At 72.2% G+C, this 16,333-nt stretch carries 14 protein-coding genes and 1 tRNA gene; 5 read left to right on the top strand and 10 right to left on the bottom strand.

Features of this window, described 5'->3' with window-relative positions; genetic code table 11:
• Positions 1-103: 103 nt before the first annotated feature.
• Complete coding sequence (locus V7E46_RS01760; RefSeq protein ID WP_333766728.1) at positions 104-814, bottom strand: NADPH-dependent F420 reductase; 711 nt, start codon at positions 812-814, stop codon at positions 104-106.
• 247 nt (positions 815-1,061) lie between these two features.
• Between V7E46_RS01760 and V7E46_RS01755 the strand changes: the two genes are divergently transcribed.
• Positions 1,062-1,400: a winged helix-turn-helix transcriptional regulator gene (locus V7E46_RS01755; RefSeq protein ID WP_333766730.1), complete on the top strand. Its 339-nt coding sequence runs from the start codon at positions 1,062-1,064 to the stop codon at positions 1,398-1,400.
• Positions 1,401-1,493: 93 nt separating this feature from the next.
• Here V7E46_RS01755 and V7E46_RS01750 read toward each other — a convergent pair.
• From V7E46_RS01750 to V7E46_RS01740, 3 genes are all read right to left on the bottom strand, one after another.
• Positions 1,494-1,569 (bottom strand) — tRNA-His (locus V7E46_RS01750).
• 157 nt (positions 1,570-1,726) lie between these two features.
• Complete coding sequence (orn, locus tag V7E46_RS01745) at positions 1,727-2,344, bottom strand: oligoribonuclease (protein ID WP_333766727.1); 618 nt, start codon at positions 2,342-2,344, stop codon at positions 1,727-1,729.
• Positions 2,345-2,349: 5 nt separating this feature from the next.
• Complete coding sequence (locus V7E46_RS01740; protein WP_333766726.1) at positions 2,350-3,678, bottom strand: helix-turn-helix domain-containing protein; 1,329 nt, start codon at positions 3,676-3,678, stop codon at positions 2,350-2,352.
• Positions 3,679-4,447: 769 nt separating this feature from the next.
• Between V7E46_RS01740 and V7E46_RS01735 the strand changes: the two genes are divergently transcribed.
• The gene (locus V7E46_RS01735; RefSeq protein WP_327291027.1) at positions 4,448-4,969 is read left to right on the top strand and encodes a universal stress protein; all 522 of its coding nucleotides are present in this window, start codon (positions 4,448-4,450) and stop codon (positions 4,967-4,969) included.
• 232 nt (positions 4,970-5,201) lie between these two features.
• Here the strand turns inward: V7E46_RS01735 and glmS are convergent, their stop codons facing one another.
• The 6 genes from glmS to V7E46_RS01705 all read right to left on the bottom strand — a co-directional run bounded on the left by glmS (position 5,202) and on the right by V7E46_RS01705 (position 13,506).
• Positions 5,202-7,016: a glutamine--fructose-6-phosphate transaminase (isomerizing) gene (glmS, locus tag V7E46_RS01730; protein ID WP_333766725.1), complete on the bottom strand. Its 1,815-nt coding sequence runs from the start codon at positions 7,014-7,016 to the stop codon at positions 5,202-5,204.
• Positions 7,017-7,144: 128 nt separating this feature from the next.
• On the bottom strand, positions 7,145-7,420 hold the full coding sequence (locus tag V7E46_RS01725; protein WP_329178785.1) for a hypothetical protein: 276 nt from the start codon (positions 7,418-7,420) through the stop codon (positions 7,145-7,147).
• A 155-nt stretch (positions 7,421-7,575) separates the two neighbouring features.
• On the bottom strand, positions 7,576-8,742 hold the full coding sequence (locus tag V7E46_RS01720; RefSeq protein WP_333766724.1) for an acyl-CoA dehydrogenase family protein: 1,167 nt from the start codon (positions 8,740-8,742) through the stop codon (positions 7,576-7,578).
• Between the two features lie 2 nt (positions 8,743-8,744).
• Complete coding sequence (locus V7E46_RS01715; RefSeq protein ID WP_333766723.1) at positions 8,745-9,797, bottom strand: hydroxymethylglutaryl-CoA lyase; 1,053 nt, start codon at positions 9,795-9,797, stop codon at positions 8,745-8,747.
• Complete coding sequence (locus tag V7E46_RS01710; protein WP_333766722.1) at positions 9,794-11,869, bottom strand: acetyl/propionyl/methylcrotonyl-CoA carboxylase subunit alpha; 2,076 nt, start codon at positions 11,867-11,869, stop codon at positions 9,794-9,796. Before V7E46_RS01710 ends, V7E46_RS01715 begins: the two co-directional genes overlap by 4 nt.
• 8 nt (positions 11,870-11,877) lie before the next feature.
• Positions 11,878-13,506, bottom strand: coding sequence for a carboxyl transferase domain-containing protein (locus V7E46_RS01705; protein ID WP_333766721.1), 1,629 nt, complete (start codon positions 13,504-13,506; stop codon positions 11,878-11,880).
• 98 nt (positions 13,507-13,604) lie between these two features.
• Here V7E46_RS01705 and V7E46_RS01700 point away from each other — a divergent pair, with 98 nt between their 5' ends.
• From V7E46_RS01700 to tesB, 3 genes are read left to right on the top strand one after another with little or no spacing between them, the layout of a single operon-like run.
• Positions 13,605-14,216 carry an SACE_7040 family transcriptional regulator gene (locus V7E46_RS01700; protein WP_333766720.1) on the top strand — a complete coding sequence of 204 codons (612 nt, stop codon included), beginning with the start codon at positions 13,605-13,607 and terminating at the stop codon, positions 14,214-14,216.
• Positions 14,217-14,272: 56 nt separating this feature from the next.
• On the top strand, positions 14,273-15,430 hold the full coding sequence (locus V7E46_RS01695; RefSeq protein ID WP_333766719.1) for an acyl-CoA dehydrogenase family protein: 1,158 nt from the start codon (positions 14,273-14,275) through the stop codon (positions 15,428-15,430).
• Positions 15,427-16,311, top strand: coding sequence for an acyl-CoA thioesterase II (gene tesB, locus V7E46_RS01690; protein WP_333766718.1), 885 nt, complete (start codon positions 15,427-15,429; stop codon positions 16,309-16,311). The genes V7E46_RS01695 and tesB overlap by 4 nt, the downstream gene beginning before the upstream one ends.
• Positions 16,312-16,333: the final 22 nt, after the last annotated feature.

The raw sequence follows: 16,333 nt of genomic DNA, 5'->3' as shown, positions 1-16,333 counted from the left end.
GGGCTGAGGGGCTACATGGCGGGGTGCGGGTGCGGGTGCCGTCCGCGTGCCGGCGCCGGGTGCCGGTGCCGGGTGCCGCTCGGGGGGCCGTGAGGCCGCGGGGCTACGTGGCGGGCCGGGTTTCGGGCGCGGCTGCGTCGGTGTGCGCGTCCGCCGGTATGTCCGGTACGTCCGCTGGTACGTCCGGCGGCATCGGGACGTGCGGGATCGCCGTAGCAGGATCCACCCCGGCGAAGACCAGGCCGATGACGAATCCGGCCGCCTCCTCCAACTGCCGGGCGCGGCCCAGCGGCCCGAGCACGGCGGGGCGCCCGCCCGCGTCCTCGGCCAGCCGGGAGACCGTTGCCAGCGCCGCCGCGTCGTCACCGGCGAGCGCGACGGTGACCGGCTCGCGGCCCGCGCTCCACTGGCCGGCGGCGAAGAGGTGGAAGCCCTTGACCACATGCGCGCCCGGCGCCAGATCCGCGATGTGCTCGGCAATGGAGCGGCCGTCGGTGGTGAGCAGTTCGCCGACACCATGTGCCACGGCATTGGTCGGATCGATCAGCGGCGTCCCGGCCAGCGAGCCGCCCGCCGCGCCTGCCGCGCCGAGGATGTCCGCAAGGCCCTCCCAGGCCACGGCGACCAGCACCGCGTCCCGCCCGGCGACCGCCTCGGCCGGCTCCACCGCCACCGCTGCGCCGCCCATCCGCTCCGCGGCCGCCTCCGCCCGTTCCCGCGAGCGCCCCCCGACCCGTACCTCGTGCCCCGCCCTGCCCCAGGCCGCGCCCAGTGCGACGGCCAGCGTGCCCGTGCCCAGAATCCCGATCCGCATGCCCTGCTCCCCTTCTCCGGTGACGTACCGGGGCTACGGTAGGAAAACCGATACGCACCGACCGGTAGGAAACGGGTACGCCACCATGACGGCCATGGACGACGAGCGCACGCGGGAAGAGGACGGGCGCACGGCGGACGGGTCCGGGTGCACGGCGGAACAGGGCGCCTGGCGCAGTGGCCGCCGCCCGGCCGAGGGCGCCCGGGGGGACGGGCGCGCGCCCGAAGACGGCGCCCACTGCGATGAGTTGCTGGCCGACTGCCGGCTGCGCGCGGCCACCGACCTGCTCGCCCACACCTGGGACCCGGTCGTCCTGGCGGGCCTGCGCCCGGGCCCGCGGCGCCGCCGGGACCTGCTCAACGCGATCGGCGGCGTCAGCGACAAGGCCCTCACCGAGACCCTGCGCCGCCTGGTGGCCAACGGCCTGATCGCCCGCCGCTCCCGCCCGGCGGCGCCGCCCCACGTCGAGTACGCCCTCACCGCGCTGGGCACCACCCTGGTCGACGGCCCCATGCGCGCCCTCGCCGCCTGGACCCTGGCCCACGGCGACGCCCTGCTGGCCGCGCAGGAGGCGGCCGGTACGTGAGGCCCGGCGCAGCGCCCGCAGGCCCTCCCGCGGCCTGCCCGCCGTGTACACGGCGAAGGCCCGGCCTGCTTCCGCAGGCCGGGCCTTCCTCGGTGGGGTGAGTGACGGGACTCGAACCCGCGGCATCCTGGACCACAACCAGGTGCTCTACCAGCTGAGCTACACCCACCATGAGCGGCGCTTTCCCGGCTGTTTACTGCTGGGGTGGCGCCGCCTCGAAAAGTGTACAGGGTGGCTGGGGGTGGTCGCGCCCCGCTTTTACGGCGGCCCCGCGCGGGCGGCCCCGACCGGTCGGAGCGCGGTCCGCCGGCGGCCGGCCGGCCGGGTCAGTGCGCGGCCGACGGGTCGGCCGGGACGACATGGCGGGCCGCGATGGCGCGGGCCGTGTCGGTGTCGGGGCCCGGCTGCGGCACGAAGACCGCCTCGCGGTAGTAGCGCAGTTCGGCGATGGACTCGCGGATGTCGGCCAGCGCCCGGTGGTTGCCGTTCTTGTCCGGGCTGTTGAAGTAGGCCCGCGGATACCAGCGCCTGGCCAGCTCCTTGACCGAGGAGACGTCCACGATGCGGTAGTGCAGGTGCTGCTCGAGGGTGGGCATGTCGCGCGCCAGGAAGCCGCGGTCGGTGGACACCGAATTCCCGCACAGCGGCGCCTTGCGCGGCTCGGCGACCTGCGCGCGTACGTAGTCGAGCACGAGCTGCTCGGCCTCGGCGAGCGCCACCCCGCCGGCCAGCTCCTCCAGCAGGCCGGACGCGGTGTGCATCGCGCGGACCACGTCCGGCATGGTGTCGAGCGCCTCGGCGGGCGGGCGGATAACGATGTCCACCCCCTCGCCGAGCACGTTCAGCTCCGAGTCGGTGACGAGGGCTGCCACCTCGATCAGCGCGTCGTGCGCCAGTGACAGGCCCGTCATCTCACAGTCGATCCACACCATCCGGTCGTTCATGCGTCTCACCCTACGGGGCGATCACGCGGTCCCGGCAGCGCGGCGCCCACACCGCGCCCGGCGCGCAGCCTGCCCCGCTGCCCGTCCGGCGGCTCGCCCCTGCCGGGCTGCTCCGGCACCCGGGGGGCGAAGGTGTCGCTCTCCGGTTTTCCGGGCGCCGTCAGGACCTGCGAGACCGGCCCGTGCCCGGGTCCGCCGACCAGGCCCGCGCCCCGCCGCAGCGCGGACAGGTCCGCGGGCGCCGGCGGGCGGTCCTGGTCCTCCTGCGGCCTGCGGGCCCGGTAGGCGGCCCGGTAGGACGCGGGGGAGGAGCCGAGCTGCCGCCGGAAGTGGCCGCGCAGCGCCACCGGGGAGCGGAAGCCGCAGCGGCCCGCGACCTCGTCCACCGAGTAGTCCGACGTCTCCAGCAGCCGCTGCGCCTGCAGCACCCGCTGGGTGATCAGCCACTGGAGCGGCGCGCTGCCGGTCAGCGACCTGAACCGCCGGTCGAAGGTCCGCCGGCTCATATAGGCGCGGGCCGCCAGCGCCTCCACGTCGAACTGCTCGTGCAGGTGCTCCAGCGCCCAGGCGACGACCTCGGCCAGCGGGTCGGCGCCGATCTCCTCAGGTAAAGACCTGTCGAGATGCCGCTGGCCGGTTTGCCAGTCGGCCCGCCGCGGCGGTACGACCAGCCGGCGGGCCAGCGCCGCCGCGGCCTCGCCGCCGTGGTCGGTGCGCACCACGTGCAGGCACAGGTCGATGCCGGCCGCGGTGCCCGCCGAGGTGAGCACGTCGCCGTCGTCGACGAACAGCTCCCTGGGGTCCACATGGACCGACGGGTAGCGTTTGGCGAGCGTGGGCGCGTACATCCAGTGCGTGGTGGCGGGTCTGCCGTCCAGCAGGCCGGCCGCCGCCAGGACGAAGGCGCCGGTGCACAGGCCGATGATCCTGGCGCCCTCCTCGTGGGCCCTGCGGATCGCCTCCAGGGCCTCGGGCGGCGGCGCCTGGGAGATCGACCGCCAGGTCGGCACCACGACGGTGCCGGCCCGTGAGAGCGCTTCCAGACCGTACGGCGCGGTCAGTTCGAGACCGCCCGTGGTCCGTAGCGGCCCGTCCTCGCCGGCGCAGACCAGCAGCCGGTAGCGGGGCACCCCCGCGTCCTGGCGGTCTATGCCGAAGACGGACAGCGGTATGGAACTCTCGAAGATCGGGCCACCGCTGAAAAGCAGCACAGCGACGACTTCCGGTCGCCGGCGCGCGGAGAGCTTACGGATGGCGCGAGGCGATGCCGATGATGCCGATGGTGCTTGCGACGGACTTTCCGTCGCCGTACCGGAACCGGACTCCTGGCTCATGGAGCTCAAGCCCCCCTCGAATCGACGCGTCGTCACCCCGGTCCTGCCTGTTCCCCCCGCAAGGCCACCCATGATCAAATCTACTGTGTCAGATGGGGCGTTAGTGACACCTTCGGTACCTGACGCTAAGTCGACAAGACAACGTGGCGTAAAGCATTCGATCACGAAGCGTTTCACTCACGGAGCGCTGTGGGAAGTACGCCTCCCGTCACTTCGGCCACGCGGCGCGTCATCCGCGACACGCCGCATCGTAGAACCGCAGGTGGCAGAGGTGTTAGCGAGTGGCGATCCCAACAGAAGTGCAGGGCAGAGAAGTTGGCCGGAAAACGCCCTTCTGTAGCTGGGAGCGCGTAAAAGGCGCCGGGTGGTGCGCTCGGCCCCCGTACAAGGGTCTGCCAAGGTCCAGGCCGAACGCTCCAAGACGGTGGATATCCCATGTCCGGGGCGGGTAAATGACGGATACCGCGCACGACCGCCGGAGGGTGATCCGGTGCGCCCCCGGGATGCTCCGGTGCGCCGCGCCGTGCAGTCGGTTGGCGGGATGGCGTTGCGCTCCGGGCGCCGCTCCGGCATCCTCCAGGGAACTCGGGGTACGCGACCTGTGAAGGCACCGCCGCATCTGTGCAGGCGGACTTCACGGCCGTACTCTGGAGAGAGGGACGGGACGTGATGAAGTGGCCGAAACGGGCTGATTCGACGGCCCGGCCCGCATACACCGTCCTGTCCGCTGCTCGGCGCACCAGCGCCGCCCTCGCCGAGAATCCGCATCATGGCCGGTCATGACTTCCCAGAGCCCGCCGACCGCAGGCCGCTCGCCGAATCGGCGGCACTGCCCGAGCAGACTCCAGCCCTGAGCCACGCCTGTGATCCCGCCTTCCGGCACGGCGTCGTGGTGGGCTTCGACGGTTCCGTTTCCAGCGAGCGCGCCCTGTCTTACGCGATCGGCATGGCCCGCAGGACGCATTCCGCGCTGATCATCGTCCATGTCGCCAACCGGCTGCCGGCCACCGTCTGGGCGGGCTGCGAGCCGCCGGTCTTCGTGGACGTCCCCGACCACCGCACCGAGGTGCTGGGCCTTGAGCTGGCCTGCGCCGACCATCTCGCCGAGATCTCCTGGGTGCTGGTCGAGCGCGGCGGCGACATCTGCCACGAGCTGGAGGAGGTCGGCCGGGAGTACGAGGCCGACGCCATCGTGGTCGGCGGCACCCACGGGCTGGCCGGGCGGATCTTCGGCTCGGTCGCCGGGCGGCTCGCCCGGCGGGCGCAGCGGCCGGTGGTGGTCATCCCGTAGCGCGGCCTGTCCCCGGCGGGAGGCGCGGCCGGTCCTTCGCGCGGACCGTAGGACAGATGCATGAGTGGGGGGGGGGGGGCCCCCCCCCCCCCCCCCCCCACCCCCGCCCCCCCCCCCCCCCCAACAACCCAAACCACAAATACACCGTTTTNCCCCCCCCCCCCCCCCCCCCCCCCCCCCCCCCCCCCCCCCCCCCCCCCCCCCCCCACTCGTACGGCTGACCCGGGCGCCGCTACTCCACCGTGACGGACTTCGCCAGGTTGCGCGGCTTGTCGATGTCCCGGCCCAGGGCCAGGGCGGTGTGGTAGGCGAAGAGCTGGAGCGGGATGCCCATCAGGATGGGGTCGAGCTCGTCCTCGTTCTTCGGTACCACGATCGTGTGATCCGCTTTCTCCTGCTCCTGGTGCGCGACGGCCAGGATCCGGCCGCTGCGGGCCTTGATCTCCTCCAGCGCCGCGCGGTTCTTCTCCAGCAGGTCGTCGTCGGGCACGATCGCGACGGTCGGCATCGACGGGTCGATCAGCGCCAGCGGCCCGTGCTTCAGCTCGGAGGCCGGGTAGGCCTCGGCGTGGATGTAGCTGACCTCCTTGAGCTTCAGCGACGCCTCGCGGGCCACCGGATAGCCGCGGACCCGGCCGATGAAGAGCATCGAGCGCGCGTCGGCGTAGGCCTTGGCCAGCTGCTTGATGTCCGGCTCGGTCTTGAGGATCTCCTCGATCTGGGCCGGCAGCCTGCGCAGGCCCTCGATGATCCGCTTCCCGTCGGTGACCGACAGGTCGCGCACCCGGCCCAGATGCAGCGCCAGCAGGGCGAAGGCCACCACGGTGTTGGTGAAGCACTTGGTGGAGACCACGCAGACCTCGGGCCCGGCGTGCACATAGGTGCCGCCGTCCGCCTCCCGGGCGATGGCGGACCCCACGACGTTGACCACGCCCAGCACCCGGGCGCCCTTGCGCTTCAACTCCTGAACGGCGGCCAGCACGTCGTAGGTCTCGCCGGACTGCGACACGGCGACGTAGAGGGTGTCGGGGTCCACCACGGGATTGCGGTAGCGGAACTCCGACGCGGGCTCCGCGTCCGCGGGGATGCGCGCCAGCTCCTCGATCAGCCCGGCGCCGATCTGGCCGGCGTGGAAGCTGGTGCCGCAGCCCAGGATCTTGATCCGGCGCACACTCCGCGCCTCGCGCGCGTCCAGGTTCAGCCCGCCCAGGTGCACGGTCGCGAAGCGGTCGTCGATCCGCCCGCGCAGTACCCGGTCCACCGCCTCGGCCTGCTCGAAGATCTCCTTGTGCATGTACGTGTCGTGGCCGCCCATGTCGTACGACTCGGCCTCCCACTCCACGGTGGTCGGCGTCGCCGTGGTCTGCGAGCCCTCGGTGGTGTACGTACGGAAGTCGTCGGCCTTGAGGGTGGCCATCTCGCCGTCCCCGAGGGTGACGACCTGCCGGGTGTGGGCGACCAGCGCGGCGACGTCGGAGGCGACGAACATCTCCTTCTCGCCGATTCCCAGCACCACGGGGGAGCCGTTCCGGGCGACCACGATCCGGCCGGGGAAGTCCTGGTGCAGGACCGCGATGCCGTAGGTGCCCTCGACCGAGCGGAGCGCCTCGCTGACCTTCTTCTCCAGCGTCTCGGCGGCGGACCGCGCGATGAGATGGGCCAGCACCTCGGTGTCGGTCTCGGAGACGAAGACGATGCCCTCGGCGGACAGCCGGGTGCGCAGCTCGGAGGCGTTGTCGATGATCCCGTTGTGGACGACCGCGACCTTCTCGTCGCCGTCCAGGTGCGGATGCGCGTTGACGTCGCTGGGCGCGCCATGGGTGGCCCAGCGGGTGTGGGCGATACCGGTGGTGCCGGCGTAGCGCTTCGGGATGCGCGACTCCAGCTCGCGCACCCGGCCCTTGGCCTTGACCGTGCGCAGCTCGCCCGTCTTACCGGTGATGACGATGCCGGCCGAGTCGTAACCGCGGTACTCCAGCCGCTGCAAGCCCTCAAGCAGCAGCGGTGCCACGTCGCGCTTGCCGATGTAACCGACGATTCCGCACATGTGCCCGTTCGTCCTCTCCGTCGCCCTGTACTTCCGGTGGCGCTCTGACCTGTATGCCCTGGATGTCCTGCGTGCTCTCGTGCCGGCCGGGCGGTGCCCGTTCCTGCGCCCGGCCGGGACCGCGCGGCTCAGCCGTAGACGATGCGGCGGAGCTGGCGCTGGGAGAGCGCGGCGGGGGCCACTGCCCGATGCGGCAGCTCCTCGCCGATCCGCTCGAAGATCTCCGCGTTGACCAGGCCCTTCGCCTGGAGCTCACGGTGTCTGCGGCGGACGTACTCCTCCGTCGTCTCGTCGAAGTACGCCAGGACGTCCAGCACCACCCGGGTCGCCTCGCCGCGGTGCAGCGGCGTGGTGCGCACCAGGTGGTCGATCAGGTCGTCGTAGGAGGTCCGGCGTTCGAGCACCCGTTGATACTCGTGTGATGATCTTCACTTTGCAAGAATCCTGCCCGATTCCGGGCAGGAAAGCAGGTCAAGGGCGGCCAAAGGAGTGATGCTCGGGCTTTCGGGCTTCCAGGGTTCAGGGGGCGCGGGTCCGGGGTCCGGAGGCCGCGGGGCGGTCAGCCTGTGAGCCCCAGTTCCCTGGCGATCAGCATCCGCTGCACCTCGCTGGTGCCCTCGCCGATCTCCAGGATCTTGGAGTCGCGCCACATCCGGGCCACCGGATACTCGTTCATGAAGCCGTAGCCGCCGTGGATCTGGGTGGCCTCCCGGGCGTTGGTCACCGCGATCTCCGAGGAGTAGAGCTTCGCCAGCGCCGCCTCCTTCTTGAACGGTTCCCCGTGCACCAGCCGGGACGCCGCGTCCCGCCACGCCAGCCGCGCGGTGTACGCCCGCATCTCCATGTCGGCGAGCTTGAACTGGATCGCCTGGTTGGCGCCGATCGGCCGCCCGAACGCCTCCCTGGTCCGTGCGTACGCCAGCGACTCGTCCACGCAGCCCTGCGCCAGCCCGGTCGACAGCGCCGAGATCGCGATCCGGCCCTCGTCCAGGATGCGCAGGAACTGCGCATAGCCCCGGCCCTTCTCCCCGAGCAGATTCGCTGCCGGGACCCGGCAGTCGCTGAAGGACAGCTCCCGGGTGTCCGACGCGTTCCACCCGACCTTGCTGTACTTCTTCGACACCGTGAAGCCCGGCGTGCCCGACGGCACGATGATCGACGAGATCAGCGGGCGGCCGTCCTCGGTACGCCCGGTGACCGCCGTCACCGTGACCAGGCCGGTGATGTCGGTGCCCGAGTTGGTGATGAAGCACTTGGTGCCGTTGATCACCCACTCCCCGGCCGCCTCGTCCAGCCGGGCCGTGGTCCGGGTGCCGCCCGCGTCCGAGCCGCAGTCCGGCTCCGTCAGCCCGAACGCCCCCAGCATCTCGCCCGAGCACAGCCGCGGCAGCCACTCCCGCTTCTGCTCCTCGGTGCCGAACCTGAACACCGGCATCGCACCCAGCGACACCCCCGCCTCCAGGGTGATCGCCACCGAGGAGTCCACCCGGGCCAGCTCCTCCAGTACCAGGCACAGCGCGAAGTAGTCGCCGCCCATCCCGCCGTACTCCTCGGGGAACGGCAGCCCGAACAGCCCCATCCGCCCCATCTCCCGCACGATCTCGTACGGGAACTCCTCCTGCTCGTAGAACTCGCCGATCTTCGGCGCGATCACGTCCCGGGCGAACTCCGCGACGGTGGCGCGCAGCTCCTCGTGCTCCTCGGACAGACGGTGGTCGATCGGCATGGCTACTGCTCCCGGTGGGTGAGGGCGCGGACGGTACGGGACGGGCTCGGCCGTCCCAACTGCTCCGCCATCCAGACGCTTGTGGCGCTGAGGCGGTCGAGGTCGACCCCGGTGCTGATGCCGAGCCCGTTCAGCATCCATACGAGGTCTTCTGTCGCGAGATTCCCGGTGGCGCTCTTCGCGTACGGGCAGCCGCCCAGCCCGCCCGCCGACGCGTCCACGACGGTGACGCCCCGCTGCAGTGCGGCCAGCGTGTTGGACAGCGCCTGCCCGTACGTGTCGTGGAAGTGCACGGCGAGCTGCTCCACCGGGATCCCGCCGCCTATCGCCGCGCCGCCGGGGCCGCTGCCGGTCAACTCGTCCAGCAGCGCGGTGACCTGGCCGGGCGTCGCCACCCCGATGGTGTCGCCGAGGCTCAGCTCGGTGCAGCCCATCGCGTGCAGCCGCCGGGCCACCGCCGCGACCTGCCCGGCCGGCACCGGACCCTCCCATGGGTCGCCGAAGCACATCGACAGATAGCCGCGGACCGTTGCCCCCGCCGCCCTGGCCCGCGCCACCACCGGCTCGAACATCGCCAGCGACTCGTCCACCGTCCGGTTGAGGTTCGCCTTGGCGAAGGACTCGGTGGCGCTGCCGAACACCGCGATCTCCCGCACGCCCAGCTCCAGCGCCCGGTCGAGGCCCCGTTCGTTGGGCACCAGCACCGGCAGCCGCACCGCCAGCTCCCGCGTGCCCGGATCGCCGAGGTCGCCGAGGTCGCCGAGGTCGGCGAGCAGCGGCATCAGCTCGGCCGCGTCCGCCAGTTGGGGCACCCAGCGGGGGTGCACGAAACTGGTCGCCTCGATCGTCGTCAGCCCCGCCGCGGCCAGCCGGTGGATGAACTCGGCCTTCACCGCGGTCGGCACGACCTGCTTCTCGTTCTGCAGCCCGTCGCGCGCCCCCACCTCGTGGATCCGCACCCGCCGCGGCAGCCCGTCCATCGGCGCCGCCATCGGCAGCCCCAGGCCCAGCACCTCGGGCACCTCCCGGGCGCCGCCGTCCCCGGTCCCGGTCATGACGCCTCCCCGGACCGGCTGGGCGCCGGGTCCTGCGCGCCGCCGCCGGACGGCTCGGCGGGGCTGACCACGGCCAGCACCTGGTCCATCGCCACCGTCGAGCCCGCCATGACGTCGATCTCGGCCACCGTCCCGTCGTGCGGGGCGGTGATCACGTGCTCCATCTTCATCGCCTCCACCACCAGCAGGCTCTGCCCGGCCACCACGTCCTCGCCCTTGGCGACCTTCACCACGGTGACCGTGCCCGGCATCGGCGCGGTCAGCGCGCCGCCGCCCGCGCCCAGGGCGGCACCCCGCAGCGCCGCCGCCACCGGGTCGTACGGCTGCACCCACCAGCTGTCGCCGTCCCGGCCCAGCCACTCGCCCGCCCGGAAGAAGGTGTGCACCAGGTCCCCGGTGTGCAGCAGCGCCCGCGGCCCGTCCAGGACGACCCCGGCCGCCGCCGCGGGGGCGTCGCCGATCCTTACCTCACCCTGCCTGACCCGGACCGTCACCGGTTCGTGGCCCGGCACCCGCAGGTGGTGCACGGTCCAGGCCGGCTCGCCGCCCAGCCGCCATCCGCTGGGCACCGAGAACGGGTCGGTCCAGCCGTCCGGCCCGGGCGCCGGGGCCAGCGCCGCCTGCCGCAGCAGCGCCGCGGCCGCGTACACCTCGTCGGGCACCCCGTCCGGCACCAGCGCGGCGGCCTCCCGCTCGATCAGCCCGGTGTCCAGCTCGCCCGCCGCCACCGCCGGATGCCCGAGCAGCCGCCGCAGGAAGCCGGTGTTGGTGTCGAGCCCGAGCACCACCGTCTCCGCCAGCGCCGCCCGCAGCCGCCGCAGCGCCGTCGCCCGGTCGGGTCCGTGAGCGATCACCTTGGCCAGCATCGGGTCGTAGGCGGTGCCGACCTCCGTGCCCGCCAGCAGCCCCGAATCCACCCGCACACCGGGCCGCCCCACCGGTTCGTGCAGCGCCAGCACGGGTCCGGCCGAGGGCAGGAAGTCGACCCGGCCGTCACCGGGCCTGGCGGTCTCCGCGCAGATCCGCGCCTCGACCGCGTGCCCGGTCAGCACGACGTCCTGCTGGCCGAAGTCCAGCGGCTCGCCGCCCGCCACCCGCAACTGCCACGCCACCAGGTCAAGGCCGGTGACCAGCTCGGTGACCGGGTGCTCGACCTGCAGCCGGGTGTTCATCTCCATGAAGAAATACGCCGACGGATCAGCGCCGGGCACGATGAACTCCACCGTCCCCGCCCCCGTGTAGCCGCAGGACCTGGCCGCCTGCACCGCGGCCTCGCCCATCGCCGCGCGGGTCACCGGGTCGAGCAGCACCGAGGGTGCCTCCTCGATCACCTTCTGGTGCCGCCGCTGCAGCGAGCACTCCCGCTCGCCCAGGTGCACCACATGGCCGTGGCCGTCGGCCAGCACCTGGATCTCGATGTGCCGCGGCCGATCGATCCAGCGCTCGACCAGCAGCGTGTCGTCGCCGAACGACCCCCGTGCCTCACGCCGGGCCGCGGCGATCTCCTCGGCCAGCACCGCCGCGTCCCGCACCAGCCGCATGCCCTTGCCGCCGCCGCCCGCCGACGGCTTGAGCAGCACCGGCAGCCCGATCTCCCGGGCGGCCTCGGCCAGTTCCGCGTCGGTCAGCCCGCTGCCGCTGCTGCCGGGCACCACCGGCACGCCCGCGGCCCGTACCGTCTCCTTGGCCCGGATCTTGTCGCCCATCAGCTCGATCGCGGCGGCGGGCGGCCCGATGAAGACCAGCCCCGCTTCGGCGCAGGCCCTGGCGAAGCCCGCGTTCTCCGCGAGGAAGCCGTAGCCGGGGTGGACGGCTCCGGCGCCGACGGCCACGGCCGCCCGCACCAGGCCGGCGGCCGACAGATAACTCCCGACCCGCACGGCGGTGTCGGCCTCCCGGACGTGCCGGGCGCCGGCGTCGGCCTCCGTGAAGGCGGCGGCGGACCGTACGCCCAGCTCGCGCAGGGTGCGGATGATCCGGACGGCGATCTCGCCGCGGTTGGCTACCAGGACGGTGCCGAACGGGGCGCCCGCCGCGGTGGCGGCGGCGGTGGTGGACTTGCTGCTGGTCATCTCGGCCCTCACATCCGGAAGACGCCGTAGCCGGGCGCGGCGGGATCGGTGGTAGGCAGCGGGGCGTTGGCGCAGGCGGTGAGCGCCAGGCCGAGCACGGTGCGGGTGTCCAGCGGGTCGATCACGCCGTCGTCCCAGAGCCTGGCGGTGGCGTAGTAGGCGTTGCCCTGGGTCTCGTACTGCTCGCGGACCGGCTGCTTGAAGGCTTCCTCCGCCTCCTCGCCCCACTTCTCGCCGGCCGCCGCGAGCTGGTCGCGCTTGACGGTGGCCAGCACCGACGCCGCCTGCTCGCCGCCCATCACCGAGATCTTGGCGTTGGGCCACATCCACAGGAAGCGGGGACTGTAGGCCCGGCCGCACATCGAGTAGTTGCCCGCCCCGTAGGACCCGCCGATCACGACGGTGAGCTTGGGCACCCGGGCGCACGCGACCGCGGTGACCATCTTCGCGCCGTGCTTGGCGATGCCGCCCGCCTCGTACTGCCGGCCGACCATGAAGCCCGAGACGTTCTGCAGGAACAGCAGCGGGATGCCGCGCTGGTCGCACAGCTCGATGAAGTGCGCGCCCTTGAGGGCCGATTCGGCGAACAGGATGCCGTTGTTCGCCACGATCCCCACCGGGTGGCCCTGCACATGGGCGAATCCGGTGACCAGCGTCGTGCCGTACTCCGCCTTGAACTCGGCGAACCGGCTGCCGTCGACCAGCCGGGCGATCACCTCGCGCACGTCGTAGGGGGTGCGCGAGTCCACCGGCACCGCTCCGTACAGCCCCGCCGGGTCCACGGCTGGGGCTTCGGCCGGCCGCAGCGTCCAGGGCGCGGCGCCGCGGGCGGGCAGGGTGGCGACGATGTCCCGGACGATGCTCAGCGCGTGCGCGTCGTCCTCGGCGAGATGGTCGGTGACCCCGGAGACCCTGGAGTGCACCTCGCCCCCGCCCAGCTCCTCCGCGGTGACCACCTCTCCGGTGGCGGCCTTCACCAGTGGCGGCCCGCCGAGGAAGATCGTGCCCTGGTTGCGCACGATCACCGCCTCGTCGCTCATCGCCGGGACATAGGCGCCGCCCGCGGTGCACGAGCCGAGCACGGCGGCGATCTGCGGGATGCCGCGGGCGGACATGGTGGCCTGGTTGTAGAAGATCCGCCCGAAGTGGTCGCGGTCGGGGAAGACCTCGTCCTGCCGGGGGAGGAAGGCGCCGCCGGAATCCACCAGATAGACGCACGGCAGCCGGTTGTCGAGGGCGACCTCCTGGGCGCGCAGGTGCTTCTTCACCGTCATGGGGTAATAGGTGCCGCCTTTGACGGTGGCGTCGTTGGCGACCACGACGACCTCCCGTCCGGCGACCCGGCCGATCCCCGCGATGACCCCGGCGGCCGGCGCCTGTCCGTCGTACATCCCGTCCGCGGCCAGCGGGGCCAGCTCCAGAAAGGGGGAGCCGGGGTCGAGCAGCCCGTCCACCCGGTCCCTGGGCAGCAGCTTCCCGCGCGCGGTGTGGCGGGCTCTGGCCTTCTCGCCGCCGCCGAGGCGTGCGGTGGCCAGCTTGTCGCGCAGGCTTGCGCTGAGCGCGGTGTGCGCCTCCGTATTGGCCCGAAACGCCTCCGACGCCGGATCCGCGGCGCTGGACAGGGCGGGTGCTGCCATGGTTCGGCCCCCCGATGGTGCGAGTTGAGGATGTTAGTGACCGTTAACTGATGACTCCACGTTAACGCTCGCTAACAGGATTGTCTAGACTCGATCTCATGAACTCGACGAACACGGCGGTCAGCCGCCGTGACCAGATCCTCAGGGAGGCCGCACGGCTGTTCGCCGAGCGCGGTTTCCACGGTGTGGGAGTGGACGAGATAGGCGCCGCGGTCGGCATCAGCGGCCCCGGGCTCTACCGGCACTTCGCGGGCAAGGACGCCATGCTCGCCGAGCTGCTCGTCGGGATCAGCGGGCGGCTGCTGGCCGCCGGCAGGCGGCGGGTGGCGGAGGCCGCGGGGCCCGGCGAGGCGCTGGACGCGCTGATCCGCGGCCACATCGACTTCGCGATCGACGACCGGCCGCTGATCACCCTGCACGACCGCGAGCTGGACCGGCTGCGCGAGTCCGACCGCAAGCTGGTCCGCCAGCTCCAGCGGCAGTACGTGGAGGAGTGGGTGGCCGTGGTCGGCCGGGTCCATCAGGGTGCCACCGAGCGAGAGGTGCGGGCCGCCGTCCACGCGGTTTTCGGCCTGCTCAACTCGACCCCCCACCTCGGCGCCCAGTCCAGTCTCCCGGGCCGCCGGGAGATGTCGGAACTGCTGCGCCGACTGGCCCTCGGTGCCCTGACCGCTCTGGACAGCGCGGCCGACTGGCGGATAGCTTACTGAGCGCTTGCTTATGGCCAGAAGCCGGTCAGTCACCACTCGCCGACGGGAGGCGCGCTGTGCGTCGTACGGTGTTCAACGAGGACCACGAAGCATTCCGCGAGACGATGCGCGCCTTCATCGAGGCCGAGGTCGTCCCCGTCTACGACGACTGGCTGCACGCGGGACAAGCCCCCCGTGACTTCTACTACAAGGTCGGTGAGCTGGGCGTCTTCGGCATCGAGGTGCCCGAGGAATTCGGTGGCGCGGGCCAGGAGGGCTTCAAGTTCCAGGCGGTCCTCATGGAGGAGTGCGCCCGCGCGGGAGTCAGCTTCGGCGGCAGCGGCGTGCACACCGGGCTGTGCCTGCCGTACGTGATGGCCTACGCCACCGACGAGCAGAAGAAGCGCTGGCTGCCCGGCTTCGTCAGCGGTCAGACCATGTTCGCCATCGCCATGACGGAGCCCGGTACCGGCTCCGACCTGGCCGGGATGAAGACCACCGCCAAGCTCTCCGCCGACGGCACCCACTACGTGCTCAACGGCGCCAAGACCTTCATCACCGGCGGCGTCCACGCCGACCGAGTCATCGTCTGCGCCCGCACCGCGCCGGCCACCCCCGAGGACCGCAGGGCCGGCATATCCCTCTTCGTGGTCGACACGAAGTCCGAGGGCTACGCGGTCGGCCGCAAGCTCGACAAGCTCGGCCTCAAGGCCTCCGACACCGCCGAGCTGTCCTTCTCCGACGTACGGGTGCCGCTGGACGACCTGCTCGGCGAGGAGGGCAAGGGCTTCTCCTACCTCGGCCAGAACCTCCCCCAGGAGCGGCTGGCCATCGCCGTCAGCGCTTATGCGCAGGCCGCCGCCGCGATCCGCTTCGCGCAGGAATACGTCCAGGACCGCACCGTCTTCGGCAAGACCGTCGCGTCCTTCCAGAACACCAAGTTCGAGCTGGCCGCCTGCAAGGCGGAGGTGGACGCGGCCGAGGCCGTCGTCGACCGCGCGCTGGACGCCCACGACCGGCAGGAGCTGACCGCCGCCGACGCCGCGTCCGCGAAGCTCTTCTGCACCGAGGTCGCCTCCCGCGTCATCGACCGCTGCCTGCAACTGCACGGCGGCTACGGGTACATGAACGAGTACCCGATTGCGCGCCTGTACGCTGATAACCGCGTCAACCGCATCTACGGCGGCACCAGCGAAGTCATGAAATCGATCATCGCCAAGTCGATGGGCCTATGAGCGAACCGAACGATCCTCTGGAAATCCTGCTCAATCTGCTCGACCTGGAGCGGATCGAGGAGGACATCTTCCGCGGCATGAGCCGCCCGGCGGTCGTGCCGCGGGTGTTCGGCGGCCAGGTCGCCGCGCAGGCGCTGGTCGCCGCGGGCCGCACCGTCCCCGAGGAGCGCGGCGCGCACTCGCTGCACGCGTATTTCCTGCGCTCCGGCGACCCAGGGGCGCCGATCGTCTACCAGGTCGACCGGATCCGCGACGGACGCTCCTTCACCACACGGCGTGTGGTGGCGATCCAGCACGGCCAGCCGATCTTCCACCTCTCCGCCTCCTTCCAGACGGCGGAGGAAGGGCTGGAGCACCAGGAGCCGATGCCGGCGGCGCCCGACCCGGAGACGCTGCCGGAGGCCGCGGAGCTGCTGCCCCGGCACGCCGACAAATTCCCCGACCCCACCGTGATCGACCGGCTGCTCGAAGCCCGCGCCGCCGTCGACCTGCGTAACGTCGAGGATCCGCCGTTCCTGACCGCTGGCGTCGTGCGCGAGCCGCGCTCGCAGGTGTGGTTCCGCACCCGCGGCAAGCTTGCCGACGACCCGCTGCTGCACGTCTGCCTCGCCACATATGTGTCGGACATGACGCTGCTGGATTCCGTCCTGCTCGCGCACGGCCGCGGCGGCTGGGCGATCGGCGACGTGATCGGCGCCAGCCTGGACCACGCCATGTGGTTCCACCGGCCCTTCCGCGCCGACGAGTGGCTGCTCTACGACCAGCAGAGCCCGTCCGCCTCCGGGGGACGCGGCCTGGGCACGGCCCGCATATACACCCGGGACGGCCGCCTGGTCGTGTCGGTGATCCAGGAAGGCATGATCCGGATCCCGAGGTCCTGAGCCCGGTGGGCCCTACCCCGCC

Source organism: Streptomyces sp. IBSBF 2435 (assembly GCF_036815005.1).
GTDB lineage: Bacteria > Actinomycetota > Actinomycetes > Streptomycetales > Streptomycetaceae > Actinacidiphila.
The sequence above is the reverse complement of the archived record's forward strand: the minus strand, read 5'-3'. Positions and strand labels throughout refer to the sequence as shown.

Bases quoted from the DNA above. Each gene is read 5' to 3' on its own strand.
- V7E46_RS01760 (WP_333766728.1), bottom strand. From the start codon at position 814: ATGCGGATCGGGATTCTGGGCACGGGCACGCTGGCCGTCGCACTGGGC.
- orn (WP_333766727.1), bottom strand. From the start codon at position 2,344: ATGAACGACCGGATGGTGTGGATCGACTGTGAGATGACGGGCCTGTCA.
- V7E46_RS01740 (WP_333766726.1), bottom strand. From the start codon at position 3,678: ATGAGCCAGGAGTCCGGTTCCGGTACGGCGACGGAAAGTCCGTCGCAA.
- V7E46_RS01735 (WP_327291027.1), top strand. From the start codon at position 4,448: ATGGCCGGTCATGACTTCCCAGAGCCCGCCGACCGCAGGCCGCTCGCC.
- glmS (WP_333766725.1), bottom strand. From the start codon at position 7,016: ATGTGCGGAATCGTCGGTTACATCGGCAAGCGCGACGTGGCACCGCTG.
- V7E46_RS01720 (WP_333766724.1), bottom strand. From the start codon at position 8,742: ATGCCGATCGACCACCGTCTGTCCGAGGAGCACGAGGAGCTGCGCGCC.
- V7E46_RS01715 (WP_333766723.1), bottom strand. From the start codon at position 9,797: ATGACCGGGACCGGGGACGGCGGCGCCCGGGAGGTGCCCGAGGTGCTG.
- V7E46_RS01710 (WP_333766722.1), bottom strand. From the start codon at position 11,869: ATGACCAGCAGCAAGTCCACCACCGCCGCCGCCACCGCGGCGGGCGCC.
- V7E46_RS01705 (WP_333766721.1), bottom strand. From the start codon at position 13,506: ATGGCAGCACCCGCCCTGTCCAGCGCCGCGGATCCGGCGTCGGAGGCG.
- V7E46_RS01700 (WP_333766720.1), top strand. From the start codon at position 13,605: ATGAACTCGACGAACACGGCGGTCAGCCGCCGTGACCAGATCCTCAGG.
- tesB (WP_333766718.1), top strand. From the start codon at position 15,427: ATGAGCGAACCGAACGATCCTCTGGAAATCCTGCTCAATCTGCTCGAC.